General features: G+C 69.9%; 24 protein-coding genes. 10 read left to right on the forward strand and 14 right to left on the reverse strand.

Annotated elements, in window-relative coordinates; translation table 11 throughout:
• The first annotated feature begins 18 nt into the window (after positions 1 to 18).
• Entirely contained in the window at positions 19 to 750 is a 732-nt protein-coding gene (locus tag H9Y04_RS25985) for a maleylpyruvate isomerase family mycothiol-dependent enzyme (RefSeq protein WP_187816425.1), read from the forward strand.
• 40 nt (positions 751 to 790) lie between these two features.
• The gene (locus H9Y04_RS25990) at positions 791 to 1,075 is read left to right on the forward strand and encodes a DUF6332 family protein (protein WP_187816426.1); all 285 of its coding nucleotides are present in this window, start codon (positions 791 to 793) and stop codon (positions 1,073 to 1,075) included.
• On the opposite strand, the gene H9Y04_RS25995 is transcribed toward H9Y04_RS25990, so the two are convergent.
• The 3 genes from H9Y04_RS25995 to H9Y04_RS26005 all read right to left on the reverse strand — a co-directional run bounded on the left by H9Y04_RS25995 (position 1,036) and on the right by H9Y04_RS26005 (position 4,380).
• Positions 1,036 to 1,701 (reverse strand): response regulator transcription factor, encoded by a 666-nt coding sequence (locus H9Y04_RS25995; protein WP_187816427.1) that lies wholly within the window; start codon positions 1,699 to 1,701, stop codon positions 1,036 to 1,038. The genes H9Y04_RS25990 and H9Y04_RS25995 overlap by 40 nt on opposite strands.
• Entirely contained in the window at positions 1,698 to 3,005 is a 1,308-nt protein-coding gene (locus H9Y04_RS26000; RefSeq protein ID WP_187816428.1) for a sensor histidine kinase, read from the reverse strand. Before H9Y04_RS26000 ends, H9Y04_RS25995 begins: the two co-directional genes overlap by 4 nt.
• A gap of 112 nt (positions 3,006 to 3,117) precedes the next feature.
• Complete coding sequence (locus tag H9Y04_RS26005; RefSeq protein WP_187816429.1) at positions 3,118 to 4,380, reverse strand: geranylgeranyl reductase family protein; 1,263 nt, start codon at positions 4,378 to 4,380, stop codon at positions 3,118 to 3,120.
• A 177-nt stretch (positions 4,381 to 4,557) separates the two neighbouring features.
• On the opposite strand from H9Y04_RS26005, the gene H9Y04_RS26010 reads away from it, so the two are divergent.
• Positions 4,558 to 5,931, forward strand: a complete 1,374-nt coding sequence (locus tag H9Y04_RS26010) for a dipeptidase (protein ID WP_187816430.1) — start codon at positions 4,558 to 4,560, stop codon at positions 5,929 to 5,931.
• A 240-nt stretch (positions 5,932 to 6,171) separates the two neighbouring features.
• Positions 6,172 to 7,302 carry an amidinotransferase gene (locus H9Y04_RS26015; protein ID WP_187816509.1) on the forward strand — a complete coding sequence of 377 codons (1,131 nt, stop codon included), beginning with the start codon at positions 6,172 to 6,174 and terminating at the stop codon, positions 7,300 to 7,302.
• 55 nt (positions 7,303 to 7,357) lie between these two features.
• Here the strand turns inward: H9Y04_RS26015 and H9Y04_RS26020 are convergent, their stop codons facing one another.
• Together H9Y04_RS26020 and H9Y04_RS26025 are read right to left on the reverse strand one after the other, a co-directional pair.
• On the reverse strand, positions 7,358 to 7,900 hold the full coding sequence (locus H9Y04_RS26020) for a hypothetical protein (protein WP_187816431.1): 543 nt from the start codon (positions 7,898 to 7,900) through the stop codon (positions 7,358 to 7,360).
• A 10-nt stretch (positions 7,901 to 7,910) separates the two neighbouring features.
• Positions 7,911 to 8,984, reverse strand: coding sequence for an NUDIX hydrolase (locus tag H9Y04_RS26025; protein WP_187816432.1), 1,074 nt, complete (start codon positions 8,982 to 8,984; stop codon positions 7,911 to 7,913).
• Between the two features lie 114 nt (positions 8,985 to 9,098).
• Between H9Y04_RS26025 and H9Y04_RS26030 the strand changes: the two genes are divergently transcribed.
• Positions 9,099 to 9,314: a hypothetical protein gene (locus tag H9Y04_RS26030; protein ID WP_187816433.1), complete on the forward strand. Its 216-nt coding sequence runs from the start codon at positions 9,099 to 9,101 to the stop codon at positions 9,312 to 9,314.
• A 330-nt stretch (positions 9,315 to 9,644) separates the two neighbouring features.
• Here the strand turns inward: H9Y04_RS26030 and H9Y04_RS47550 are convergent, their stop codons facing one another.
• The 4 genes from H9Y04_RS47550 to H9Y04_RS26050 form a co-directional block, all read right to left on the reverse strand.
• On the reverse strand, positions 9,645 to 10,028 hold the full coding sequence (locus H9Y04_RS47550) for a peptidoglycan-binding domain-containing protein (protein WP_187816434.1): 384 nt from the start codon (positions 10,026 to 10,028) through the stop codon (positions 9,645 to 9,647).
• 179 nt (positions 10,029 to 10,207) lie between these two features.
• Complete coding sequence (locus H9Y04_RS26040; RefSeq protein WP_187816435.1) at positions 10,208 to 11,134, reverse strand: carbohydrate ABC transporter permease; 927 nt, start codon at positions 11,132 to 11,134, stop codon at positions 10,208 to 10,210.
• Positions 11,131 to 12,054, reverse strand: coding sequence for a carbohydrate ABC transporter permease (locus H9Y04_RS26045; protein ID WP_187816436.1), 924 nt, complete (start codon positions 12,052 to 12,054; stop codon positions 11,131 to 11,133). Before H9Y04_RS26045 ends, H9Y04_RS26040 begins: the two co-directional genes overlap by 4 nt.
• Before the next feature lie 63 nt (positions 12,055 to 12,117).
• Positions 12,118 to 13,410 (reverse strand): ABC transporter substrate-binding protein, encoded by a 1,293-nt coding sequence (locus H9Y04_RS26050; RefSeq protein ID WP_187816510.1) that lies wholly within the window; start codon positions 13,408 to 13,410, stop codon positions 12,118 to 12,120.
• 295 nt (positions 13,411 to 13,705) lie between these two features.
• On the opposite strand from H9Y04_RS26050, the gene H9Y04_RS26055 reads away from it, so the two are divergent.
• Positions 13,706 to 15,739 carry an NPCBM/NEW2 domain-containing protein gene (locus H9Y04_RS26055; RefSeq protein WP_236071377.1) on the forward strand — a complete coding sequence of 678 codons (2,034 nt, stop codon included), beginning with the start codon at positions 13,706 to 13,708 and terminating at the stop codon, positions 15,737 to 15,739.
• 79 nt (positions 15,740 to 15,818) lie between these two features.
• Here the strand turns inward: H9Y04_RS26055 and H9Y04_RS26060 are convergent, their stop codons facing one another.
• On the reverse strand, positions 15,819 to 16,769 hold the full coding sequence (locus H9Y04_RS26060; RefSeq protein WP_187816512.1) for an ROK family protein: 951 nt from the start codon (positions 16,767 to 16,769) through the stop codon (positions 15,819 to 15,821).
• Positions 16,770 to 16,998: 229 nt separating this feature from the next.
• Between H9Y04_RS26060 and H9Y04_RS26065 the strand changes: the two genes are divergently transcribed.
• A complete protein-coding gene (locus H9Y04_RS26065; protein WP_187816437.1) occupies positions 16,999 to 18,039 on the forward strand; it encodes a LacI family DNA-binding transcriptional regulator in 1,041 nt (346 codons plus the stop codon).
• Between the two features lie 230 nt (positions 18,040 to 18,269).
• Here the strand turns inward: H9Y04_RS26065 and H9Y04_RS26070 are convergent, their stop codons facing one another.
• The 3 genes from H9Y04_RS26070 to H9Y04_RS26080 form a co-directional block, all read right to left on the reverse strand.
• Complete coding sequence (locus H9Y04_RS26070; protein ID WP_187816438.1) at positions 18,270 to 20,144, reverse strand: glycosyltransferase family 2 protein; 1,875 nt, start codon at positions 20,142 to 20,144, stop codon at positions 18,270 to 18,272.
• Between the two features lie 107 nt (positions 20,145 to 20,251).
• Positions 20,252 to 22,009 carry a serine/threonine-protein kinase gene (locus tag H9Y04_RS26075; RefSeq protein WP_187816513.1) on the reverse strand — a complete coding sequence of 586 codons (1,758 nt, stop codon included), beginning with the start codon at positions 22,007 to 22,009 and terminating at the stop codon, positions 20,252 to 20,254.
• A gap of 70 nt (positions 22,010 to 22,079) precedes the next feature.
• Positions 22,080 to 23,369 carry a DUF6986 family protein gene (locus H9Y04_RS26080; protein WP_187816439.1) on the reverse strand — a complete coding sequence of 430 codons (1,290 nt, stop codon included), beginning with the start codon at positions 23,367 to 23,369 and terminating at the stop codon, positions 22,080 to 22,082.
• A gap of 320 nt (positions 23,370 to 23,689) precedes the next feature.
• On the opposite strand from H9Y04_RS26080, the gene H9Y04_RS26085 reads away from it, so the two are divergent.
• From H9Y04_RS26085 to H9Y04_RS26095, 3 genes are read left to right on the forward strand one after another with little or no spacing between them, the layout of a single operon-like run.
• On the forward strand, positions 23,690 to 24,463 hold the full coding sequence (locus H9Y04_RS26085; RefSeq protein WP_438818146.1) for an endonuclease/exonuclease/phosphatase family protein: 774 nt from the start codon (positions 23,690 to 23,692) through the stop codon (positions 24,461 to 24,463).
• A 49-nt stretch (positions 24,464 to 24,512) separates the two neighbouring features.
• Complete coding sequence (locus H9Y04_RS26090) at positions 24,513 to 24,977, forward strand: hypothetical protein (RefSeq protein WP_187816440.1); 465 nt, start codon at positions 24,513 to 24,515, stop codon at positions 24,975 to 24,977.
• A gap of 33 nt (positions 24,978 to 25,010) precedes the next feature.
• Positions 25,011 to 25,646: an NUDIX domain-containing protein gene (locus H9Y04_RS26095; protein ID WP_308801102.1), complete on the forward strand. Its 636-nt coding sequence runs from the start codon at positions 25,011 to 25,013 to the stop codon at positions 25,644 to 25,646.
• Here the strand turns inward: H9Y04_RS26095 and H9Y04_RS26100 are convergent.
• Positions 25,574 to 26,536, reverse strand: coding sequence for an electron transfer flavoprotein subunit alpha/FixB family protein (locus H9Y04_RS26100; protein WP_187816441.1), 963 nt, complete (start codon positions 26,534 to 26,536; stop codon positions 25,574 to 25,576). The genes H9Y04_RS26095 and H9Y04_RS26100 overlap by 73 nt on opposite strands.
• Positions 26,537 to 26,545 lie beyond the last annotated feature (9 nt).

Raw genomic sequence — 26,545 nt, forward strand, 5'->3', positions numbered from 1 at the left:
TGCTTAGGATCCCGGGCCATGGACATCGCCGAGCACATTGCCATCCTGCGCGCGGAGGGCCGACTCCTCGCCGACAGCGCCGAGTCCGCCGGACCCGACGCTGCCGTTGCCACCTGTCCCGGATGGCAGGTGCGGGATCTGCTGAAGCACACCGGGGCCGTGCACCGCTGGGCCACCGGGTACGTCGTGCAGAAGCACACCGAGCGGCGGCCGTTGGGCGAGGCGCCCGACCTGGACGGCGACGCGCTGGTCGGATGGTTCCGCGAGGGGCACGGACTGCTTGTCGAGGCGCTGGAGCAGGCGCCCGACGATCTCGAGTGCTGGGCGTTCCTGCCGGCCCCGTCGCCGCGGGCCTTCTGGGCACGACGGCAGGCGCACGAGACGGCGGTGCACCGCGTGGACTCGGATTCGGCGCTGCGTCCAGGCGCATACCAGGGCATCGGCTCCGCGTTCGCCGCCGACGGCATCGACGAGCTCCTGACCGGCTTCCACGCGAGGGAACGCAGCCGGGTCCGCAGCGAGGAGCCCAAGGTGCTGCGGGTCCGCACCACCGACGAGGACGCCGTGTGGACCGTACGCATCACGGACAAGCCCCCGGCGACGACCCCGGGCGAGGAGGGCGAGGCCGACTGCGAAATCAGCGGACCGGCCGCGCAGCTCTACCTGGCCCTGTGGAACCGCCTGCCCCTCCCCCAGGCCACCGGCGACGCCGCCGTGGCCCGGCTGTGGCAGGAGACTTCGGCGGTCTGAGGCGGCGAAGGGCCCCACCGGCCGTTCCGCAGGCGCCACAATGACCTGTATGGGAACCCGTACGCAGGCACAACGAGACGCCGCCACGGTCGAGATCGGCTATGCGCTGGTCTCGGCCGTGTTCCTCGCCGCGCTGGTGTTCGCCGTGGTGGCCGGCCCGGCCTGGGCCTTCGGTCTCCCCCGCGGTCCACGCGACGTCCTGGTGGGTGCCGGGGCCGTGCTCGCGCCGATCGCCTTTCTCGTACGGGTCGTCAGTGTGCTGTGGCGTTTCCGGAACGCCGGCCGTCAGCCGAGCCAGCCCGGTCGGACCAGCCCCGACTCGTAGGCGAGCACGACCAGTTGGGCGCGGTCGCGGGCGCCCAGTTTGACCATGGTGCGGCTGACGTGGGTCTTCGCCGTCAGCGGGGAGACCACGAGGCGGCGGGCGATCTCCTCGTTCGACAGACCGATGCCGACCAGAGCCATCACCTCGCGTTCCCGCTCGGTGAGTTCACCGAGGCTCTGCTCGATCGCGGGTTCCTTGGAACGCGCCGCGAACTCCGAGATCAGCCGCCGCGTCACGCCCGGCGACAGCAGCGCGTCCCCGTCGACCACCGCCCGTACCGCCCGCAGGAGTTCCTCGGGCTCGGTGTCCTTCACGAGGAAGCCCGACGCGCCGGCCCGGATGGCTTCGAAGACGTACTCGTCGAGCTCGAAGGTCGTCAGCATCACGACCTTCACGGCGGCGAGTCCGGGATCGTCGGTGATACGGCGGGTCGCGGCGAGTCCGTCGAGCAGCGGCATCCGGATGTCCATCAGGACGACGTCCGGGCGCAGTTCGCCCACCCGGCGCAGCGCCTCCTCGCCGTCGGCCGCCTCGCCGGCCACCTCGATGTCCGGCTGTGCGTCGAGCAACGCCTTGAACCCGGCCCGGACCAGCGACTGGTCGTCGGCGAGCAGTACCCGGATCATGGCGTGGTCTCCTTGGGACGCAGGGGAATCAGGGCCCGCACCCGGAAACCGCCGTCCTGGCGCGGACCAGCCTCGATCGTGCCACCCAGGGCCGCCGCACGCTCCCGCATTCCGGCAAGCCCGTTGCCGCTGCCGCCCGCGTCGGCCCCCGAGGCGGGACCGTCGTCGTCGACCAGGAGCTCCAGTTCACTCGTCCCGTAGCCGATCGTGACCCTGGCGGCGCGCGAGCCCGAATGCCGTACGACATTGGTCAGCGCTTCCTGGACGATACGGAACGCCGCGAGGTCGGCGCCGGGTGCGAGCGGCACCTCCTTGCCCTGGCGGGTCACCTCCACGGTGAGCCCGGCGCTCGACGCCTGCTGGACCAGTTCGGGCAGCCGGTCGAGGCCCGGGGCCGGCGCGCGAGGTGCGTCACCGGGTGCCCGAAGCGATTCGAGGACCTGGCGCACCTCGCCGAGTGCTTCCTTGCTGGCCGACTTGATGGTGGTCAGGGCGGTGCGGGCCTGCTCGGGGTCGGCGTCGAGCAGCGCGAGTCCCACCCCTGCCTGCACATTGATGACCGAGATGGAGTGCGCGAGCACGTCATGCAGTTCCCGGGCGATCCGCAGCCGCTCCTCGTCCGCCCTGCGGCGCGCGGCCTCGGCCCGCTCGGCGCGTTCCCTGGCCCACTGTTCGCGGCGCACCCGGGCCAGCTCGGCGACGGCCACGATGGCCACCACCCAGGCGGCGACGACCAGTTCACCGCTCCAGGACGCGGCGGAGTCGCCGGAGGGCGGCAACCAGCGGTAGAGCCAGTGGGCGATCAGCAGATGCCCGAGCCACAGCATCCCGATGGCCGCCCACGCCGCCCGCCGGTGCCCGGCGACGATCGCGGCGAACACCGCGAAGGCGACCGTGACGAAGACCGGGCCGTACGCGTATCCGGCGCCGAGGTAGACCATGGTCGTGGCGGCGACCGCGAACACCACCTGCACCGGGTACTTCTTGCGCAACAGGAGCAGTGCGGTGCCCGCGAAGAGCAGGGCGCGCGCGAAGGCGTCGAGGCCGTTGCGGTAGTCGGTCTGCGCGTGGGCGGCGAAGCCGCTGCCCACCTGCACGAAGACCGTGATCACCAGGGTGGAGATCCAGGGCAGGCCACCGCGCTCCAGCCACCGCCAGGGCCCGGACGGACCACCGTCTCCCCGCTTCCACGGTCCGCGCGGACCGCCGCCCTCCGCCCACCTCCACGGTCCGGGCGGGCCGTCGCGCCACGGCGGTCCGCCCCAGGAACGCGTCGGATGCCCGGGGGTCTGCTGATCTGCCATACGGCCACGCTAGACCGCACGGACGTGCGGCGACGTCAGCCGAGGGAGGTGAGCGTGTGTACTCCTGGTGAAGTACGCGGCGACCTGGGCGTGGGCCCGCCCGCCGCGGCCGTCACGCCTCCGGCCGGCCCGACTGAGCAGGCTGAGCGGGCTGAGCGGGCTCCCGGTCCAGCGCGCTGATCGCCCGCCGCGCCATCGGATGCGTGCGCACGATCTCGGCCAGCGAGGTGGAACCCTGCACGATCCGTACGAACGCGTTCCACGCGGGCCTGAAGCCCGTGATCGCCGCGTGCAGCATGCCGGGCCTGCGCTCGAACAGGGTGAGGACCCGGCGTCCCATGTTCATCTCGACACCGAGGCCCGCCTTGACGGCGAAGGTGTAGTTGAGCGCCTGGCGCCGCGCGTCGACCGCGTCATGTGCCTCGGCGATCCGTACGGCCCACTCCCCGGCGAGCCGTCCCGAGCGCAGCGCGTACGAGATGCCCTCGCGGGTCCACGGCTCGAGCAGGCCGGCCGCGTCTCCGCAGACCAGGACGCGGCCGCGGGAGAGCGGCGAGTCATCCGTACGGCAGCGGGTGAGGTGACCGCTGGAGATCGACGGCTCGAACCCGGCAAGACCCAGGCGCCCGATGAAGTCCTCCAGATAGCGCTTGGTCGCCGCACCCTCGCCGCGCGCCGAGATCACACCGACGGTCAGGGTGTCGCCCTTGGGGAAGACCCATCCGTAACTCCCGGGCAGCGGGCCCCAGTCGATGAGGACACGGCCCTTCCAGTCCTCGGCGACGGTCGGCGGCACGGGGATCTCGGCTTCCAGGCCGAGATCGACCTGGTCGAGCTTCACCCCGACGTGTGCTCCTATCCGGCTGGCGCTGCCGTCCGCGCCGACCACCGCGCGGGCGAGGACCGTCTCGCCGTCGCTCAGGACCACCGCGACCGTACGCCGGTCGGGCACCTCGGGGCCGTGCTGCTCCACGCGCGAGACGGTGGCGCCCGTGCGCAGTTCGGCACCGGCCTTCTGCGCCGACTCGACCAGCTGCTGGTCGAACTCGGGGCGGTTGATCAGGCCGAACAGCATCTTCTTGGAGCGGCGGGTGCGCGTGAACTTCCCGTCGAGGGCGAAGGTCACGGCATAGATCTTGTCCTTGAGCGGCAGCTCGAAGCCCGGCGGCAGGGCGTCACGCGAAGGGCCGATGATCCCGCCGCCGCAGGTCTTGTACCGCGGCAGCTCCGCCTTCTCCAGAAGCAGGACGCGCCGTCCGGCGACGGCGGCCGCATAGGCAGCCGATGCTCCGGCGGGGCCCCCGCCCACCACCACGACGTCCCATACCTCGGGGGTCTCGTCCGGGGCGTTACGGTCCGCGTTCTCGCTGCTCACGATGGCCTGCTGCTCCGATCCGGCTGACTGCGGCTGCTTTCCAGGGCATCCTACGGCGGACGCGGAGGCCCCCCCGCCGCCGGAACAGGGCCTCTCCCCTTGTGAAAAGATCGTCGTGCGGATACCTGCACAACCTCCGCACACCTGTACAACGTCGCATCCCTCAGGAGCGTGCCCATGTCGCCGAACCCGGCGCAGGAACGGATCGCCGAAACCGTCGCCGCCCTCATGCCCAAGGCGAAGGAGGAGCTGGCCGCGCTGGTGGCGTACCGGTCGGTGGCGGACTTCGAGCAGTTCCCGAAGAGCGAGAGCGAGGCCGCCGCGAACTGGGTCGCCGACGCCCTGCGCGCCGAGGGCTTCACCGATGTGGCCCTGCTCGACACCCCCGACGGCACCCAGTCCGTCTACGGCCTCCTTCCCGGCCCCGAGGGCGCGCCCACCGTCCTGCTCTACGCGCACTACGACGTACAGCCGCCGCTGGACGAGCAGGCCTGGCAGACCCCGCCGTTCGAGCTGGTGGAGCGCGACGGGCGCTGGTACGGGCGCGGCTCGGCGGACTGCAAGGGCGGCGTGATCATGCACCTGCTCGCGCTGCGCGCCCTCAAGGAGAACGGCGGAATCCCGGTCTCCGTGAAGTTCATCGCCGAGGGCTCCGAGGAGCAGGGCACCGGCGGTCTCGAGCGGTACGCCGAGGCTCACCCGGAGCTGCTGAAGTCGGACGCGATCGTCATCGGCGACAGCGGCAACTTCCGCGTCGGCCTGCCCACCGTCACCTCGACGCTGCGCGGCATGACGCTGCTGCGGGTCGAGATGGACACCCTCGAAGGCAATCTGCACTCCGGCCAGTTCGGCGGCGCGGCACCGGACGCGCTCGGCGCCCTGATCCGTGTCCTCGACTCGCTGCGCGCCGAGGACGGTTCGACCACGGTCGACGGCCTGGACGGCGACCAGACCTGGGAGGGTCTGCAGTACCCGGAGAGCGACTTCCGCAAGGACGCCAAGGTCCTCGACGGCGTCGAGCTGATCGGCTCCGGCACGGTCGCCGACCGCATCTGGGCGCGCCCCGCCGTCACCGTGCTCGGCATCGACTGCCCGCCGGTCGTGGGCGCCACCCCGTCCGTGCAGTCCAGCGCCCGGGCTCTGATCAGCCTGCGCGTGCCGCCGACGGGCGACGCCGTGGAGGCCACCAAGCTCCTCCGCGCCCACATCGAGGCGCACACCCCGTGGGGCGCCCGGGTGCGCACCGAGCAGATCGGCCAGGGCCAGCCCTTCCGCGCCGACGTCAACTCCCCCGCGTACCAGGCGATGGCGGATGCGATGGCGGTCGCGTACCCGGGTGAGGAGATGCAGTACGCGGGCCAGGGCGGCTCGATCCCGCTGTGCAACGCGCTCGACTCGCTCTACCCGGACGCCGAGATCCTCCTCATCGGTCTGAGCGAGCCGGAGGCGCAGATCCACGCGCCGAACGAGTCGGTCTCACCGCAGGAGCTGCGCCAGTTGTCCATCACGGAGGCGCTGTTCCTGCAGAACTACGCGGCGTCCAAGGCCTGACCGCCCCGGATCCGCCCAGCGGTCCCGCTCCCTGGCCGGGGAGCGGGACCGCTTGTTTTTCGCCCGCGTGCGCGGCGCAGGGCATCACCACGATCACCCTGGGTACTCGGCAGGCCCGGCCCGCGGGACGGGTTTGCAGGTCAGAGGGCCTGCCGCGGGCGCCGGAGTAGAATTGGCCACAGTCGAGGGAGCAGTGTCGTGGGACAGAGCCTCGAAACCAGGACGACGGCGGACCGCCCGGTGTGCTCGCCGCGTTCGAGCTCGCAGCCGTCCACGGATCCGCCGGCCACGCAGCAGTCCCCGGTGAACTCGCACAACGAATGGGACCCCCTGGAAGAGGTCGTCGTCGGCCGCCTGGAAGGCGCCACGATCCCCTCCGACCATCCCGTCGTCACCTGCAATGTCCCCACGTGGGCCGGCCGGCTGCAGGGTCTGGCCGCGGGCATGAGATACCCGAGCCGTCTGATCGGACCGGCCCAGGACGAGCTCGACGGACTGGTGGAGCTGCTCCAGTCCCTGGGCATCACGGTGCGCAGGCCCGAACCGGTCGATCACAAACGGCGGTTCGCGACTCCCGACTGGTCCTCGCGGGGCTTCTGCAACACCTGCCCCCGCGACAGCCTCCTCGTCATCGGCGACGAGATCATCGAGACACCGATGGCCTGGCCCTGCCGCTACTTCGAGACCCACTCGTACCGCAGGCTGCTCAAGGACTACTTCCGGCGCGGCGCCCGCTGGACCTCCGCGCCCAAACCGCAGCTCACCGACGAGCTGTTCGAGCCGGAGTTCCGCACGCCGGCCGAGGACGAGCCGATGCGCTACATCCTCACGGAGTTCGAGCCGGTCTTCGACGCGGCGGACTTCGTACGGGCCGGACGCGATCTCTTCGTCACCCGCAGCAATGTCACCAACCGCATGGGCATCGACTGGCTGCGCCGCCACCTCGGCCCCGAATACCGCATCCACGAGATAGCCAGCAGCTGCCGCACGCCGATGCACATCGACACCACGTTCATGCCGCTCGCTCCGGGCAAGCTGCTCATCAACCCGACCTACGTGAACCCCGACGACCTCCCCGAAGCCCTGCGCTCGTGGGACGTCCTGGTCGCCCCCGAACCCGACCCGATCGACGAACGCCTGCTCAAGGTCACGTCGATGTGCGGCAAGTGGCTGAACATGAACGTGCTGATGGTGGACGAGAAACGGGTCATCGCCGAACGCCACCACACGGGCATGCTGCGCGCCCTGGAGCGCTGGGGCTTCGAACCGATCCCCTGCGACCTGCTGCACTACGCACCGTTCGGCGGCTCGTTCCACTGCGCGACGCTGGATGTGCGCAGGCGGGGGACGCTGGAGTCGTATCTGCCGTGAGGTGAGCGGGCGTTCGGCTCGCGCGCGTGGTCCGTTGAACACGTGCTTGCTGACCTCAGACGGCGCTGTCCTCGACACCTCCGTACAGACCCCACTCGTCCAATCCGCCGTAGATCAATGCGGTGCGCCCGCGCGGAAAGGACAGCGCCTCGGCCATGCCCGTATAGACCGCCACCAGGGAGTCGGCGCCTCGCCACCAGGTATCGGCCAGGCCGCGCACTTCGCGTACGGGCTCGAACCCGTCGAGCACGATGCCGTCGACATCGTCGCCGGTGACCTTGTCGATCCGCCTCGCCCACTTGGAGGCGTGGCCTGCCACGAACGACCATCCCTCGGATGCGGCGCCTTCCGGAGAGTCCGCTTCGAGATACCTCGGGCCACCGTCGTACTGCGATGCGGGTGGGAGAACCAGACCGCCCCAGCGCTCCCTGTAGGTCGCCATCCGGTCGACGACCGCCGCCGGAATGTCCCGCTCGAGCCACCACTGCCTGTGCTCCTCGACGTGCATCACATCGACCCTGACACCGTGCGCTGCGACGAACGAACGAGCCCGTCGGGTCAGACCGTCGGGCACATCGTCGAAGAGGTTGAGATTCACCGGAAGGACGCTACCCAGTAGCCCGTGGGGCGGCTGACGCTCCCCCACAGCCGACCGGCACGCCACCCTCCAGATACAGCGGCACGCCCCGCTCCCGCGCCCGCAGCGCCCACCGCAGGCGCTCGTAGCGGACGGGCGGCAGCAGGGTGGCCGCCTCCGACTCGGTCACGAAGCGGCAGGCGCGCAGTTCGGGGCCGGGGAGCAGAGCCTGTTCGGCGGCGTCCGCGGGGAGACTGCCGCCGTCGAAGAGGAGGCGCATCCCGCCGTATCCCGGTGGCTGGGGCGGTTCCCAGTCGATCACCAACAGGCTGGGGACTCCGGTCAGTCGGATGCCGGTCTCCTCGGCCACTTCCCGTATCCCCGCGGCCGCGGGCGCCTCGCCCGGCTCGACAACTCCGCCCGGGAACTCCCAGCCTGCCTTGTACGTGGGGTCGACGAGCAGCACCCGGTCCCGGTCGTCGAAGAGCAGGACGCCGGCCGCGAGGGTCTCCGCGGTCGGCTGGGGTGTCTGCACGATCTCGCACACGCCGGCGGCGTCGGTGCGCACGGCCTCCGCGATGCGCTCGGCGGCCTCGCGCGGGGTCAGCGCACCGGTGTCGAGGAGGTAGGCATCGGCGGCCAGCCACTGGCCGAGCGCGGCGAGATAGGGCTCGATGTGGTCCAACGACCACTGGCGCACGCGCAGTTCGCCGTCGGCCGTTTCGGGGACCTCGCGGGCGGCGATCCGCGCGCGCAGGATCGTTTCCGCCGGAGCGAGCAGCACATGGCGTACGGCGATGCGCCGGGAGGCGAGACCGCCGAAGATCTCGTCGCGATACTCCTGGCGAAGCAGCGTCATCGGGACGATGAGCACACCGCCGACCTCAGCGTGCAGCGCCGCGGCGGTGTCGACGACCATGCGCCGCCAGAAGGCGAGATCCTGGTAATCGCTCACCTCCGCCAGGCGTTTGGGCGGCAGCAGCCATGGCAGTGCGCCGCCGATGACCTCGGGGTCGAAGAGGGTGCTGTTCGGGATCAGGTCGAGCAGTTCGCGGGCGGTCGTGGTCTTGCCCGCACCGAACGCACCGTTAACCCAAACGATCACGGTTCCCCCTCTTCTCCGGCCCCCGGGTGGCTTGCCCGCTCCACTACGCCGCCTAACCCCGTACGCGATGCGCTCGCCGCGTCTGGGCCGCGACCTGCGGGGTAGTCGGCAACTATGACCGACATCGTGGACTCCGACGAACTGCTGAGGCGTATTCTGCGTGCCCGCGACTGGGCCGCCCGCCAGGAGCACGGCTGGCGCGCACGCACCGCCGACCTCGAACGGGCGGATCCCGACGAGGAGTTCGCGGCGCAGGTCTACGGCTGCGCGTTCCAGGCGGTACGCAGCGTCCTCGACGAGATCATCGAGCCGGGGACGCACGGGGTGTGAGACGCCCTGGGCGCTTGGAGACGCCCGGCATTGACCTGGGCACGTTCGCATACGGGAGAGTCGGCCATGGCGGCACCTTAGGCGGGGCGCCGCGGGGATCTCATCCCGTTTCCAGAGGCTGAGACGGACTGGTCCAGGCTGCGACGGCTGGTCGGCCGCCCCTGCGGGGACGGGCACTTGTCTGGTCCGCTGCTCCCGCGGGGACGAACACTTGCCTGGTCCGCCGCCATGCGCCCTCGTTTCCGGCCGACGCCTGACCGTCTGCGGGCCGTCGAGCGCGAAGAAGCCCCGAACCCTGGGATGGGTTCGGGGCTCTCGCGTGCCCGCTGCCTACGGCATGCGCAATGCCTCCCACGTCTTGGGACCCACGATCCCATCGACGCCAAGTCTGTTGTTGGACTGGAAACGCTTCACCGCGCCCTCAGTGGCGGCGCCGAACTGCCCGTCAATGCCTGAGGATCCGACGGAGTAGCCGCGGAGGGTGAGGAGCGCCTGTATCTCCTTCACCTTGGCTCCGGTGTCGCCGCGGTCTGCGTAGGTGTTCCAGTAGTGGTAGCCGCAGTAGATACCGATGAAGTCTTCAATGGTGCAGGTGATGGCGGTGGTGCCTACGGTCGCCGCCGACGCCGGAGCGGCGAGCGCGATGGTGGGTGCGAGTACCGCGGTTGCTAGGGCGAGCGAGGCGGCGAGGCTACGGGGCCGGAAAGCGCGCACAGGTCTCCTTGGGGGGTTATGGGGGTGCAGGAGCCAGTCGCTCTTGCACTGCCCATGTCAAGCGTCGGGAGGTTAGCCCGCGCCCACCGTCCGTCGATAGGAGAAATACGAAGGGAGGCCGACCGGGTCCTGGCGTGCCGGGGTCGACCAGCGTGTCCGAGGAAAACAGCAGGTCGCGCCTACCCCTTCGCCGACCCCAACGTAAGCCCCGCGATGAAGTGCCGCTGCAGCAGCAGGAACACGATGATCGTGGGGGCCGCGACGATCACCGAGCCTGCGGCGAGCAGGTTGTAGTCCGTGAAGAACTGGCCGCTCAGGTTGTTCAGCGCCGAGGTGATCGGGAGTTTGTCGCCGGTGTTGATGAAGACGAGCGCCCAGAGGAAGTCGTTGTACATCCAGGTGAACTGGAGCGTGCCGAGCGCCGCGAGTGCCGGCCTGCACAGCGGCAGCGTGATCCGCCAGTACTGGGTCCACACGCCCGCGCCGTCCACGACCGCGGCCTCGATGATCTCCTGCGGCAGGGTGCGCATGAAGTTGGCGAGCACGAAGACGCAGAAGCCGAGCTGGAAGCCGATCTGGACCGCGAGCACCGCCCAGTAGGAGTCGTACATCAGGTAGGAGTCCGACATCCAGTAGGGCAGTTCGATCTTGTTGAACACCGTGTACAGCGGCGTGATGATCACCTGCTGGGGCAGCAGATTGCCCGCGGTGAAGATCATGACGAGCACGATGCCGCCGCGCATCCTGAGCCGTGAGACCGCGAAGGCCACGAACGATGCGAGGAACAGCACGACCAGGACGCCGGGCACGGCGATGATCAGGGTGTTGACGAAGTACTTCGTCATCTCCGAGTCGGTGAAGGCCTGTTGGTAGTAGTCGAACGACAGGGTCTTCGGCCAGGAGAAGTACCCCTCCTCGGCCGTCTCGTCGTACGGCCGCAGCGAGGCGTAGACCGCGAGCAGCAGCGGGGCCAGAAAGCCGAGCGCGACCGCGGTGAGGAAGATCTGGGTGCCCCAGCGGCCGCGGCGCCGGGTCCGGGGCCGGGGTCCGGTCCCCGAGACCCGTTCGGTGGCGGCGGTCGGGGCGGGTGCGGGCGCGACGCTCATCGGTTCTTCTCCCCTCGCAGCTCCTGGACCAGATACGTCACGACGAAACCGAGGGAGAAGACGAGCAGCACCACGGCGATGGCCGAACCGAAGCCGATACGGCTCGCCTCGCCGATGATGTTGTCGGTGACGAGCACGGAGAGCAGCTCGAGGCCGTTTCTTCCCCGGTTGATGGCGTACACGATGTCGAACGCGCGCAGCGCCTCGATCACCGTGATCACCATGACGATGACGTTGACCGGCCGGAGCGTCGGGAAGACGACCCGGAAGAACGTCTGGCGCTCGTTGGCCCCGTCGATCGCGGCGGCCTCCTTGAGGGAGGCGTCGACCGCTTTGAGCCCGGCCAGATAGAGGATCATCACGTACCCGGTGTGCCGCCAGGCCGCGGCGATCATCACCATCCAGATGTTGATGTCGGGATCGCCGATCCAGTCGATCGGGTTGTCCTGCCGGCCGAGCAGCGCGTTGAGCGCGCCCTGGTCGCGGGAGAACACGAGCTGGGCGATGAAGCCCACGATGGCGAGCGACAGGACGACCGGCAGGTAGATCGCCGACTGGTAGAAGCGGCTGAAGCGCACACCCCGGTCGATGAGCACGGCGAGGAACAGTCCGAACGGCGTGGCCACAAGGCCCAGGAAGCCCAGCCACATCAGGTTGTGGCGGACGGCCGGCCAGAACTGCGGGTACTCCGTGAAGGCGGTCCGGTAGTTGTCCAGGCCGACCCAGGTGATGTCCCCGATGCCGTCGTAGCTGGTGAACGACAGGCCGATGGACGCGACGGTGGGGCCCCAGATGATGAACAGGTCGATCAGGATGGCCAGACCGAGCAGAACGGCGAGGACGACGCGGTCGCGGCGGTTGAACCGCCGCGCCCCGCGCCGTCGCCGACCTCGATCGCCCCGCGTAGAGGTGAGCGACACTGGTGTGAACTCCCAGAGCTTTAGGGTCGGTCGGGAAGAAGAAGCACCGATCGGGAGGGGACGTCAGTCGGCCGCGAAGACGGTCTTCTTCTGCCGCTCGATGTCGTTCACGAGACCGTCGATGTCCTTCGGGTTGCCGATGAAGCTCTGCAGCGCGGGAATCATGACCGTGGACGCGAAGTCCGGGCGGGTGTCGCGGTCGAGGAACTGCGAGATCTGCTTGGCGCTCGACACCAACTCGACGGCCTTCTGCTGGAGTTCGGAGTATTTGGCGGTGTCGGCTTCCTCGTGCACGGCGATATTGGTCGGATCGTGCTCGAGGTAGGTGTTCTCGGCCTCGGCGGTGGCGAGGAACTTCAGAAGGTCCTTCGCCGCCTCCATCCCCTTGTCGTCCTTGAGGTTCTTGCCCTTCTTCGCGAGCAGGAAGCCGTCGATCGGCGCCTCGACGGCGTCGGTGCCGTGCTCGGGGTTGATCTCGGGGAAGACGAAGAAGTCGAGGTCTTCGCGCTCGTCGTCCGGGAACTGCTGCCCCGGCTGCGGCAGTCCGAAGACCGCCATGCCGGCCTCGCTCTTCTGCAGCGCGCCCGCCGCCTCCTGCCAGGTGCGTCCGTTCGCGCCCTCCTGGTGATACGGCATCAGGCGGCGCCAGGTGTCGAAGACTTCCTTGACCTCGGTGCCGTTCCAGGCCTTCTCGCCCGCCATCAGCGCCTTGTGGAACTCATAGCCGTTGATGCGCATGTTCAGGTAGTCGAAGGTGCCCATCGCGGGCCAGCCGTCCTTGTCCGCGAAAGCGATCGGGATCAGCTTGTCCTTCTGCATCTGCTTCGCGAGAGCCACGTACTCGTCGAGGTTCTTCGGGGCCTCGTAGCCGTACTTCTGGAAAACGCTCCTGCGGTGGAAGACGGCCCACGGGTAGTAGTAAAACGGCACGAAGTACTGTTTGCCGTCCTCGCCCGTCGACTGGTCCTTGATCGCGTCGGAGAAGCCGTCGAAACCGGACCACAGATCCGATATCTCGTGCAGCAGGTTCTTCTTCGCGAAGAACTGCATCCGGTATCCCGCGAACCACATGAACACATCGTCCGGAGTGCTCTGCAGATAGCGATTGATGTTCTCCTGGAACGAGTTGTGGTCGACGGTGTTGACCTTGACCTTGCGCTTCTCCTTCGACTGCTTCTCGTACGCCTTGAAGGCCTCGCCGTACGCCTTCTTCGGCACCGGGTCGGAGGCGTTGGAACCCATGGCGACCGTCTTGCCGGCATCGGCGGGCCCGCCGCCGCACGCGGTCAGGAGCGAAGGCAGGGCGACCGCCCCCGCGCTGATGGCGGTGCCACGCAGCAGATTCCGTCGGGACATCCGATGTCCCGCATCGTTTTGGAGCCCACCGCCGAGCGCACCCTGCCCAGTGAACGATGACTCTGTCATGTCCCTCTCCTTGATGGACTCGTCGGGCCGTCGGGCGAACCCAACACAAACGAACGGGTGGCTCGGATCACACTCGCAACCTGCGGGATGGTCAAGACTTCCGACAGGACAAGGGCGAACTGTTACCGCATCTCTTCCAACAGACTCGAACACGGCCTACCGTAAACGCGCGGTATGACACAGACATGACACATCCGAACCAGCGCGAGTACGGAGGAACGTCACGATGCGTCACCCTCTCACCCGCAACACTCGCCGAAGAATGATCGGAGCGCTGAGCGTCGTCCTGCTCTGCTCGGCAGGACTGTCGACACCAGCTCAGGCCCAAGAAGCGGAACCCGAAAAGCCCCCGGAGCAGCCCCTGGTGGACGACGGGCTCGCCCGTACCCCTCCGATGGGCTTCAACAACTGGAACACGACGCACTGCCGCGCCGAGTTCAACGAAGCGATGGTCAAGTCAATAGCCGACATCTTCGTCGAGAAGGGTCTCAAGGACGCCGGCTACGAATACGTCAACCTCGACGATTGCTGGGCGCTGCCGGAGCGCGACGCCGACGGCAAGCTGGTGCCAGACCCGGTCCGATTCCCGAATGGAATCAAGGCAGTTGCCGACTATGTGCACGCAAAGGGTCTGAAGTTCGGCATCTACACCAGCGCGGGCACCAAGACCTGCAACGTCGCCGGCTTCCCGGGCGGCCTCGGCCATGAGAAATCCGACGCTCAGCAGTTCGCCGACTGGGGTGTGGACTACCTCAAGTACGACAACTGCAATAACCAGGGCGTGGACGCCAAGCAGCGCTACATCACCATGCGCGACGCCCTCAAAGCCACCGGACGCCCCATCGTCTACAGCATTTGCGAATGGGGAGAGAACAGGCCCTGGGAATGGGCCGCCGACGTAGGCCACTTGTGGCGCACGACAGGTGACATCAGTGACAACTGGGGCTCGATGCTCGGCATCATGAAACAGAATCTCCCGCTCGCCCCGTATGCGGGACCCGGCCGGTGGAACGATCCCGACATGCTCGAGGTCGGCAACGGCGGGATGACGGACACCGAGTACCGCACGCACTTCTCGATGTGGTCGATCATGGCCGCGCCGCTGCTCATCGGATCGGATCTGCGCGAGGTGACTCCGGAGACCTTCGAGATCCTCGGCAACAAGGAGGTCATCGCGGTCGACCAGGATCCCCTGGGCAGGCAGGGCGAGGTCGTCACCTCCGAGGGCGGACGCTGGGTGGTGTCCAAGGAGATGCGGGACGGCAGCAGGGCCGTCGCGCTGTTCAACGAGTCGGCCACGGCGCAGCGCATCGCGACGTCGGCGGAGGCGGTCGGCCTGCCGAAGGCCGCGGGCTATTCCGTACGCGATCTGTGGCAGCACAAGAGCTACAACTCGGCCGGCGCGCTGGCCGCGACTGTTCCCGCGCATGGCACGGTGATGCTGCGGGTGAGCGCCGACGGCGACTGGGCCGCGTATCCTCCGGCCGTCGAAACGGCCGTCGAGGGCAGCACGTTCGTCCAGGCCGGTAAGCAGTCGCAGCTCACCACCAAGGTCACGGACCTCGGCCGCACCCCTGCGCTCAAGGTCTCGGTCGCCTTGAGCGGGCCCTCGGGCTGGTCGGTCCGCGCGACGTCGGCGACCTCGGCCGACACCCTGTCCACCGGCCAGACGCTGCGCACCGGATGGACCGTGCAGGCGCCTTCGGATACGCCGAAGGGCTCGTACGACCTGCAGCTGAGGACGAGTTACCGCTCGTCGACCGGTGCGCGGGTCACCAGCACGCTGCCCGTGACCGTACGCGTGGTCGCGCCGCCGCCCGGCGGCACCACCGCACTCAGCTCGCTCGACTGGATCTCGGCGGCCAACGGCTGGGGGCCGGTCGAGAAGGACACCAGCAACGGTGAGTCGGACGCCGGCGACGGCAACCCGATCACCGTCAACGGTGCGGTCTTCTCCCGGGGCCTGGGCGTGCACGCCGAATCGGCCGTCGAGTACTACCTGGGCGGCGCCTGTACGACGCTCACCGCGCAGGTCGGCGTCGACGACGAGGAAGGCAGCGAGGGCAGCGTCGCCTTCGAGATCTGGGCCGACGGGAAGAAGGCGGCCTCGACCGGAGTGCTCACCAACGCCGATGCCGCACAGGCGATTTCGGCCGACGTGACCGGCGCGGAGGTGGTGCGCCTCGTGGCCGCGGACGGCGGGGACGGTGTGACCTCCGACCACGGTGACTGGGCCACCCCGGAACTCACCTGCTCGTAGGCACTGCGTGGCCGGCCTCGGACACGGCTCCGGGGCCGGCCCAGCGCTGTGCGGGCACCCGGTCCCGTGCGGCCTGCCCCTACGCGGACGCCCCCACCCGCGCACCGGTGCCGAGCGCCGCCGCGGCCGCGCCCACCAGGCCGGCGTCCGTGCCGGTCATCGCCGGGGTGACGGTCAGGTTCTGGACGAAGGACAAGGTCGCGTAGTCGCGCAGCGCGCGGCGCAGCGGCGTGAACAGGACCTCGCCCGCCTTCGCCACTCCCCCGCCGATCACGGCGATCTCGATCTCGACGAGCGTGGCCGTCGCCGCGATCGACGCGGCGAGCGCCTGGGCCGCCCGCTCGAACGAGGCCAGCGCCACCGGGTGACCCGCCCGCGCCGCGGCCGCCACCGCGGCCGCGGAGGTGTCGCCGTCGGCGCCCGGCTGCCAGCCGCCTTCCAGCGCGCGCCGGGCGATGTTCGGCCCGCTCGCGATCCGCTCCACACAGCCGCGGCCGCCGCACGGGCACGGGTCGCCGTCCAGCTCGACGCTGATGTGGCCGATGTGCCCCGCGTTGCCGGTCGGTCCGGGGTGCAGCTTGCCGTTCAGGACAAGCCCGCCGCCGACGCCGGTCGAGACGACCATGCAGAGCGCGTTGTCGTACCCCTGTGCCGCCCCCTGCCAGTGTTCGGCCGCCGTGATCGCCACACCGTCGCCGATCAGCTCGACGGGCAGCCCACCGTTCAACCCCCGGACCCGGTCCACCAGCGGAAAGCCGCGCCAGCCGGGGATGTTGACCGGACTGACCGTACCGACCGAGGCATCCACGGGCCCCGCGCTGCCGATGCCGACGGCGCGCACGGCGGACCACTGAGGTGCGGCGGCGAGTTCGCCGAGCACCTGCCCGACGGCGCGCAGCACGGTCTCGCCGTCCTCCCGCGCGGGCGTCGGGCGCTGGGCCCGGACCAGGATCCGGCCGGCATCGCACACAAGGGCACCGGCGATCTTGGTCCCGCCGATGTCGAGCGCGGCGACGAGCTGGTTCTGCATCACGGAAGGTCTCCTGGTCGGTGAGAGCCGCACTGAGGGCCCGAAGACACGAAGTTCTCCAGGTCGCAGAGGCAGGTCGACAGTCTCTCCCGGGCTGACAACGTTGTCTAGGCTCTATGCTCGACGCCACACGTATGTGATCCTCCAGGTCCAGTCCGGGGAGGCGCGGCCGGGGGCGCATACACGGGAACACCATGCGCACCGAGCACTTGAGAACAGGACGGCATACGTGGCGGAAACAGCCAGGGGGACCGAGAGCCGCTACGGCAACAGGCCCACCATGAAAGACGTCGCCGCCCGCGCGGGGGTAGGCCTGAAGACGGTGTCCCGGGTGGTCAACGGCGAATCCGGCGTGACACCCGACACCGAGCGCCGGGTCCAGGAAGCCATTGAGGCGCTCGGCTTCCGGCGCAACGACAGCGCGCGCGTGCTCCGCAAAGGCCGCACCGCGAGCATCGGCCTCGTACTCGAGGATCTCGCCGACCCGTTCTACGGCCCGCTGAGCCGCGCGGTCGAAGAAGTCGCGCGGGCCCACGGGGCGCTGCTCATCAACGGGTCGAGCGCCGAGGACCCCGACCGGGAGCAGGAGTTGGCGCTCGCGCTGTGCGCCCGTCGCGTCGACGGTCTCGTGGTGATCCCGGCCGGCGACGACCACCGCTATCTGGAGCCGGAGATCAAGGCCGGCGTCGCCACGGTGTTCGTGGACCGGCCCGCGGGCCGCATCGAGGCCGACACGGTCCTGTCGGACAACTTCGGCGGGGCGCGGGACGGTGTGGCGCATCTGATCGAGCACGGGCACCGGCGGATCGGCTTCATCGGCGACCAGCCGCGCATCCACACGGCCGCCGAACGCCTGCGGGGCTATCGCGCGGCCATGGAGGACGCGGGTCTGACGGTGGACGAGGCGTGGGTGTCGCTCGGGACGACCGATGCGGGGCGGGTGCGCACGGCGGCCGAGGCGATGCTCAGCGGGCCCGAGCCCGTGACGGCCATATTCGCGGGCAACAACCGCGTGACCGTCACGGTCGTACGCGTCCTCGCCGGCCTCTCCGGGCCGGTGGCCCTCGTCGGGTTCGACGACTTCGAGCTGGCGGATCTGCTGCAGCCGGGCGTCACGGTGATCGCGCAGGACGCGGCGGCGCTTGGCCGGACGGCGGCGGAGCGGTTGTTCCGGCGCCTCGACGGCGGGCAGGACGTGGCACCGGAGCGGATCGAGCTGGCGACGCGGTTGATCGCCCGGGGGTCGGGCGAGATCGGCCCGGCGCGCTAGGTCATCTCTTTCGGATCTTGCCGGCCACGGAAGCGTCGCCTTCGACGGCTGCCGAAGCAGGGTCTGGTGGGTGCAGGTGCAAGGCGGAGGAGGGAGTCGACGCGGAGCGTCGGCGACCGACGACAACGCGGCAGATGTGCGTGCCAGACCCCGCGCCTCCGGCAAGATCCGAAAAAACCCTGGGCCGGTCCTCGAATTCCATGCGGCAGGCGGGAGTTCGAGGACAAGCCCTAGGACTGCGCCCCGTCACGCGAGGCCAGAGCTGCAGCACGCCTCGGCTGCCGTGGTCCCGGCAGCCGGGGCACGGCGGCGCGCAGATCGCGTTCGGCGATCAAGGACACGGCGCTCGCGGCCAGGTATGTGCCTGCGCGCAGCACCAGCAGGGCCGACACGAACAGCAGGAAGCCCGAGCCGTCGAGCGGGGCGAGACCGCCCGCGCCGAGGAGCAGCAGACCGAGCACCGTCTCGGTGCGGGCGGCCGCCAACGCCCGCCACCCTTGCGGGCCCGCCTTGAACTTGCTCGTCCCACGCCAGGACGTGTTGCTGGTGACCAGCGCGTTGAGGGTGGCGACGGTGGAGTTCCAGGTCAGGGAGAGCTCGACCAGCATCGCGAGGCCGGCGCCTGTACGGTCGGCTCCGGCGAGACGCCGGAAACGGCACCACCTGAGCCCTGTCGTCGCGGTCAGGCTCGCGGCGAAGGCCAGCCAGATCTCGTACCCCACCGGCGGGCGCTCCCCGTGCGCCAGCATGGACGCCAGCGCGGCGAGCCCGAGGGGCAGGCCGACGACCATGGCCACGGCGCTGGTGATCAGCCCGAGTCCGTGGTGCATGCAGAGCAGCCGCTGGGCCCGGCTTATCCGCGAGGCCCGGCCGAAGGGGCGCGGCGGGTAGAGGCGCCAGTGCTCCTTGAACTGCTGAACAGGTCCGTAGGTCCAGCGGAAGCGCTGCTTCTTGAAGGCCTCGAAGGTCTCCGGCGCCAGGCCCGCCCCCAGGGGCTCGTCGAAGGTGTACGACGTGTATCCGGCCGCCTGGATGCGCACGCCGATCTCGGAGTCCTCCGTCACACACGTCTCGGACCAGCCGCCCGCCTGCTCGACGGCCCGTCGCCGCAGCAGACAGGAGGTGCCCATGGGATGCGTCGCGACGCGGTCGTTGCGACTGCGGTAGAGGGCGGGGAAGGGAACCTGATAGCCCCAGAAGGCGCCGGTGAGAAAGGCGCTGCCCTGCCAGTCACGGAAGTCGTACTTGGCCTGGATGAAGCCGAGTCGCGGATCTTCGAAGTGGCCGACGAGACGCGACAGGAAATCCGGCTCCATCCGGTAGTCCGCGTCCACCAGCGCGATCAGCTCGACGTCCGGGCCGGTGTGCGCGAGCGCGTAGTTGAGGGCACCGCCCTTGGCGCCCGGCAGCGGATCGACGTGATGGAAGCGGAAACGCGGCCCGAGCGCCTCGCAATGCGCCTCAACCGGCCGCCACAGCGCGGGATCCTTCGTGTTGTTGTCGACGACCAGCACTTCGAAGTCCTCGTACGTCAGCCGCGCGAGCGCGTCGAGCGTCGCGATGACGACGTCGGGCGGCTCGCTGTAACACGGCACGTGTACGGAGACCTTGGGGCCGGTACGTCGCGGCTCGGCGTGCGGTACGTACGGGCGTTTCCAGTGCGTACGGCAGAGGGACTCCGCGTCCAGGAAGGTCTGCAGGGCGGACATGGGCAGCGCCGCCAGCATGGTGGGGATCATGGCGAGGAGCAGGCCCCGGGTAAGGGCGGAGACGTCCACGGTGCACGCGAAGTGGATGAACCACATAGTGCCGTTGAGCGCCGTGGAGTAGAGGGCCACCAGCACCACACGGCCCGGCACGTGCAGGGCGGTGCGGCGGCCCGTCAGCCATACGGCGAACCCCTGGGCCGCCGCGAACGCGACGGGCCAGGGCCCGGCTCCCCTCAGCGAGAGAAGCGTCACGAGGGCCATTGCCACCCAGATGCCGCCCGCAGCGAGGGATCCGACCCGCCCCGTCCTCGGCCGGTGACGCAGCGCGAGCAGCGTCAATCCGCCCAGCAATGCGGCTGTGTTGACGAGCAGCACATCGCTGAAGTATTCGTCCACGTCAAGTCCCCATGAGCGTTCACAGAAGACTCAAACATAGACAATTCATCTCAATCAACAGCGCATACGGCGCCACGGCGTGCCACGCCGAGCGGGGACCAGCGGTCTCAGCAGACGGGCAGGCCGGGCACCGGCGCGTCGTTGTCGCCGCCTTCGATGTAGACGTCGCTGATCCAGACGTCGGTGTTGCCGCTGTCGTCGTCGGTCTTGGCCCACCACACGTTGGTCCACTCGCCGTGGGTCTCGCGGCGGCCCAGATTTGCCTGGCAGTAGAAGTAGTTGGTGCCGGCGTTGAGGATGCCGGCCTCGGCGCCCGATGCCGTATAGGACTTGGCGGTACGCCAGACCTCGCAGTTGTACTTGCCGCCGCCGACCGGGTTGCACATGGGCGCCGGATCCTGCCCGCCGCCTCCGGTCGTGGTTCCGCCGGTCGAGGTTCCCCCGTTCGTGCCGCCACTGTCCGAGCCACCGGTGCCCGAGCTCCCCGAACCGCCGGAATCCGTACCGCCGTTGTCCGAGCCTCCCGTCGTTCCCCCGTCGGCGCCGGCGGGGCGCGAGGGCGTCGGCGACTTTGCCCCACTGTCCTTCGACTGCTTGGCGCTCGGTGTCGGGGACTTGCCGTTCGGCGTCGACGGCTTGTCCTCGGCGTCGGTCCTGCCGTCCGGCGACGCGGTGGTGGATTCCGCGCCGGGCCGCTCGGACGCCGAACTCCCCGACGTACCGGAGTCCTTGAGCAGCACGATGCCGCCGCCGGCCGCCGCGAGTACAGCCACCACCGCGGCCGCGACCAGGGCAGTTCGCCCGCGCTTTCGCGGCTGCGGCGGTGACGGCGGCTGAGCGCCCGCCGTTGACACCACCGCTTCGGGCTGCTGCCAGGTCGCAGGCCCGAAGCCGGGCGGAACGGGGCCCGGCCGGCTCACCTCCGTGGGGACATGGGGCTCAGCGGGCGCGCTCGCGTGCGGCGGAGGCGGCGCACCCGGCGCTCCCCGCAGCACCGCGGTCGGATCGTCTTCCACCGCCGAGTCCGCGACGGCGCGCAGCAGCCGCGCCGCTCCGTCCGCGTCCGGTCGCGCCTGCGGGTCCTTGGCCATGAGCTGTTGCAGTACGGGCGCGAGCGGACCGGCCCGTACCGGCTCGGGGAGCGGTTCGACCACGATCGCGGTCAGCGTCGACCAGGTGGACGTACGGCGGAACGGAACCGAGCCCTCGACCGCCCCGTACAGCGTGGCGCCGAGCGCCCACACGTCGGACGGGGGTCCGGGGTCCTGGCCCTGGGCGCGTTCGGGCGCCAAGTAGTCCAGGGAACCGACGAGTTCGCCGCTGCGGGTCAGGTGCGTGGCGGAGCCGTCGCCCGGGTCCTCCATGGTGGCGATGCCGAAGTCCGTGAGGACCACGCGTCCGTCCGCGGCGAGAAGGATGTTGCCGGGCTTCACATCGCGGTGCAGCACTCCGGCGCGATGGGCGGCGGCGAGCGCGTCCATCACTTTCGCTCCGATGCCGGCGGCTTCGCGCGGGCTCAGCGGGCCGCGTTCACGCAGCACCGCGTCGAGGGAAGGACCGTCGACCAGCTCCATGACGATCAGCGGACGGCCCTCGGCCTCCACCACGTCGTGCACCGCGACGACCCCGGGGTGGCGGACCCGGGCCGCCGCGCGGGCCTCGCGCTGCATCCGTACGCGCAGCGCGGAGAGTTCGGGCGCCTCGGCGTCCGCGTAGGTGCGCAGCTCCTTGACCGCGACCTCACGGCCGAGGATCTCGTCGTACGCGCGCCACACGATGCCCATACCGCCGCGCCCCAGCTGGGACACCACCCGGTACCGCCCGGCGAGGACCCGCCCCTCGCCCGTGTTCTCCCCCGAAGACACCACTGCCCCGTCCGTCCGTCATGCGTCGATGCGCGTACAGACTACGGGGCAGCGGTGAAGCGGCTGCGGGCTACTTCGCGGAGGCCGTGAGGTCCGCGCGGCGCGGGCCCGAGTACGTCTGCAGACGGGCCAGGGTCAGGCCGGTCAGGCGGGTGACCTCGCCGGTGTCCAGGGCGCCGCAGTCGAGGCCGCGAAGGAGGTAGCCGGCCAGGGCCTTGGCGGTGGCGGGCTCGTCCATGACGGCTCCGTCGACGTGGTTGGCGTATGCGGCAAGGCGCTTGGCGGCGGCCTCGAAGCCCTCGCGGTAGAAGGCGAAGACGGCGGCGTAACGGGTCGGGATGTGGCGCGGGTGCATGTCCCAGCCCTGGTAGTACGCGCGGGCCAGGGCGCGGCGGGTCAGGCCGTAGTGCAGCCGCCAGGCCTCGTGGACCTGCTCGGTGGTGCCGATGGGCAGCACGTTGGTCGAGCCGTCGGAGACGCGGACGCCGGTGCCGGCGGCGGCAACCTGCATGATGGCCTTCGCGTGGTCGGCGGCCGGGTGGTCGCTGGCCTGGTAGGCGGCGGAGACACCGAGGCAGGCGCTGTAGTCGAAGGTGCCGTAGTGCAGACCGGTCGCACGGCCCTCGGCGGCGTCGATCATCTTGGCGACCGTCGCGGTGCCGTCGGCGCCGAGGATGGACTGGCTGGTCTCGATCTGGATCTCGAAGCCGATCCGGCCGGCGGCGAGGCCGCGGGTCTTCTCGAACTGCTCGACCAGGCGCACCATCGCAGTGACCTGCTCGGGGTAGGTGACCTTCGGCAGCGTGAGGACCAGGCCCTCGGGCAGACCGCCGGCCTCCATCAGGCCGGTGAGGAAGACATCGAGGGTGCGGATGCCGCGGTCGCGGACCGGGGCCTCCATGCACTTCATGCGGATGCCCATGTACGGGGCCGCGGTGCCGTTCTTGTACGCGTCGGCGATCAGCTGCGCGGCACGCGCGGCGTCGGCGTCCTCGTCCTTGCCCTTGTAGCCGTCCTCGAAGTCGACCCGCAGGTCCTCGATGGGCTCGCGCTCCAGCTTGGCGCGCACGCGGTCGTACACGGGCACCGCGAGCACGTCGCTCAGGCCGAGCATCCTGGCGAAGGTCTCGGCGTCCGGCGCATGCTCGTCGAGGGAGGCGAGCGCCTGGTCGCCCCAGGACCGTATGGTGTCGGCCTGGAAGACCTCACCGGGTACGTAGACGGTGTGCACGGGCTGGCGGGTGCCGGGGTCTCCGGGGTAGCGCCGCTCGAGCTCGGCGTCGACCGGGGCGAGGGAAGCGCTGATCTCCTCGCTGAACGCACCCGCGAGGCTCGTCGCCACCGTCTCTTGCTGACCCATTCCCGCACCCTCCGACTCACTGTTTTCCGCTTCACGGAATCAACAATCCGTATAGCGAAGTTATCCGGCGACCTTCCCGCTGGTCAACACCCACTTCGGTCAGGGACGCCCTCCCTCCGCGTGTCCTTCGCCCACGACGGGCACCCTGTGCCCGTGCACCCCATCCTCACCGCACCGGCGGAACCCCGCGTCCCGGCCGACGCCGTCGCCCAGCCCACGCTCACCCGCAGAACCGGCCTCAAGTCCGCCCTGGTGGCCGCGCCGGCCGTGCCCTTGGGGGTTTCCGTCACTGCCCACGCCACCGAGAAGGAAGGCGATCCGTGCTCGATGTCATGTCGTTCAATCTCCGCTACGCCGGCGACACACGCCCCAACAGCTGGGCCGAGCGCCGCCTCGCCACGGCGGAGCTCCTGCGCCGCACCGCGCCGACGGTCATCGGCACCCAGGAAGGCCTGTACCAGCAGCTCCGCGACATCGAGGCGGACCAGGGCGGCCGCTACGCCTGGATCGGCACCGGCCGCTCGGGCGGCAGCCGCGGCGAGTTCATGGCGGTGTTCTACGACACCAGGCGACTGGCCCCGCTGGAGTACGAGCACTACTGGCTGTCCGACACCCCGGAAGTCATCGGCTCCAACACCTGGGGCGGCAGCTCGATCCGGATGGTGACCTGGGTCCGGCTCCGGGATCTGCGCACCGGCGGCCAGTTCTATCTCGTCAACACGCACCTGGACGTGTCGAGCCGTACGGCACGTATCCGATCCACTGACCTCATCCTGCGCAGGATGAACGGTCTCGACCCCGCGCTGCCGGTGGTGCTGACGGGCGACTTCAACGTGCCCGCGCACGCGGACCCGGTCTACGACACGCTGACCGGCGCCGGACTCGTCGACACCTGGGACGCGGCCGAGGTGCGCAGCCCGCAGTACGCCACCTTCCACGGTTACGGGCCGCTCGTGCCCGACGGCGACCGGATCGACTGGATCCTGACCACGACAGGGGTACGGACGCACTCCGCGGCGATCAGCACCTTTGCCCTGGACGGCCAGTTCCCCAGCGATCATCTGCCGGTGCAGGCCTCGCTGACGCTCGGCTGAGAGCCCGCTCCTGGTCCTCGCTGTCAGTGCCCCGACGGATCCTGTGCGGATGGCTCAATTGCTGGAAGACGTGCACACGAGTGCGCACTGGATCGCTGCCGCTCTCGGCAGTTCGGGATATCGGGCGGACTTCTCCCCTGCGAGTCTGCGGAAAGTCGAGCGCTTCATGACAGAGCACAGCGACTCCGGCGCAGGGGTGCCCGGGGGCCTTCTGGCCTCCGGCCTTGGAGCCCGCCTGTTCGGCTTGGGCTGTTACGTCGGAGAGACGATCCGGTCCGGCGTCGGGGGCGTCTGGGAGACGAACGACGCCGATCCGCAGGGCGAGTTGTACGTCGCGCTCCGGCTCTCCTCCGGCGCGGTCGTCCGGCCGGTGCAGCGCGTGGTGAAACGGTTTCGGAACGGACCCGAGGAAAGCCTCGTCGCGTACGCGAACTTCGTAGTGCTGGAGGTGCCGGCGCCTGCGCAGCCACAGGTGGGGCGGAGACCTCGTTGGGGAGCATGCGGGCGTCGGTGAGGGATGTCAGTGGAGCGCCGTAGCCTCCGGGTGGTGACTCGCCAACCGATCGAGCAACATGCCCTCCACGCGGCGATGCAGGAGTCGCAGCATGCCCTTTGTGTGGATGACGATGCGTCGGCCATGCTGGCGCGCCCCGACGCACAGCGTGACGGACCGCTGGCGGCCGAGGTCTGGGTGTTCGACGCGGAGTTGTCGCACATCCTGATGGTCGATCACCGCTGGCGGGGGTGGGTTCCGCCGGGCGGCAAGGTCGAGCCCGGGGAAACTCAGCGCATGGCGGCCCTGCGAGAGGTGTTCGAGGAGACCGGTGTCCAAGTGGATCTGCTTGAGCGGCCGGCAGCGGTCACGGTCCGGTCCTATCGCTCCGGCTGGTCAGCCACCTTGGGCATCTCGTTCATGGCCGTCGCCGACCGGCGGACGCCCTTGATGCCCGAGGAAGGGCAGGCCGTCGCCTGGCTGCCGCTGGACGAGCCATGGCAGGGCTGGTTCGCGCGGGACCGCCGGCGGATGCGGCAGTGCGCGGCCTGGATCTCCGAGCACGCGAACGGGCCCCGCACCCTGAAGCAGAGTGCGGGGCCCGTCACCGAAGATGCTCAGCCCTTGCGGGTCTCGATCTCGGAGGTCAGCTGCGGGACGACCTCGAAGAGGTCGCCGACCACGCCGTAGTCGACCAGGTCGAAGATCGGGGCCTCGGCGTCCTTGTTGACGGCCACGATGGTCTTCGAGGTCTGCATACCGGCGCGGTGCTGGATGGCGCCGGAGATGCCGTTGGCGATGTACAGCTGCGGCGAGACCGACTTACCGGTCTGGCCGACCTGGTTGGAGTGCGGGTACCAGCCGGCGTCCACCGCGGCACGCGAGGCACCGACGGCCGCGCCGAGCGAGTCGGCCAGCTTCTCGATGATCGCGAAGTTCTCGGCGCCGTTGACGCCACGGCCGCCGGAGACCACGATCGCGGCCTCGGTCAGCTCGGGGCGGCCGGTGGACTCGCGCGGGGTGCGCGAGACGACCTTGGTGCCGGTGGCACCCGCCGAGAAGGAGACGGACAGGGCCTCGACCGCGCCGGAGGCCGGAGCGGCCTCCACGGCGGCCGAGTTCGGCTTGACCGTGATGACCGGGGTGCCCTTGGAGACACGGGACTTGGTGGTGAAGGAAGCGGCGAACGCGGACTGCGTCGCGACCGGACCCTCGTCGCCGGCCTCGAGGTCGACGGCATCGGTGATGATGCCGGAGCCGATACGGACCGCGAGGCGGGCCGCGATCTCCTTGCCCTCGGCGGAGGACGGGACGAGCACGGCGACCGGCGATACGGCCTCGTGCGCGGCCTGCAGCGCGTCCACCTTCGGTACGACGAGGTAGTCCGCGAACTCCGGGGCGTCCGCGGTCAGTACACGGGTCGCACCGTGCTCGGCGAGCGCGGCGGCGGTGTCCGCGGCGCCGTTGCCGAGCGCGACAGCGACGGGCTCGCCGATGCGGCGGGCCAGGGTCAGCAGCTCCAGGGTGGGCTTGCGGACGGCACCGTCGACGTGGTCGACGTAGACGAGAACTTCAGCCATGGGACTTCT

This window comes from Streptomyces polyasparticus (assembly GCF_014493765.1).
Taxonomy (GTDB): domain Bacteria; phylum Actinomycetota; class Actinomycetes; order Streptomycetales; family Streptomycetaceae; genus Streptomyces; species Streptomyces polyasparticus.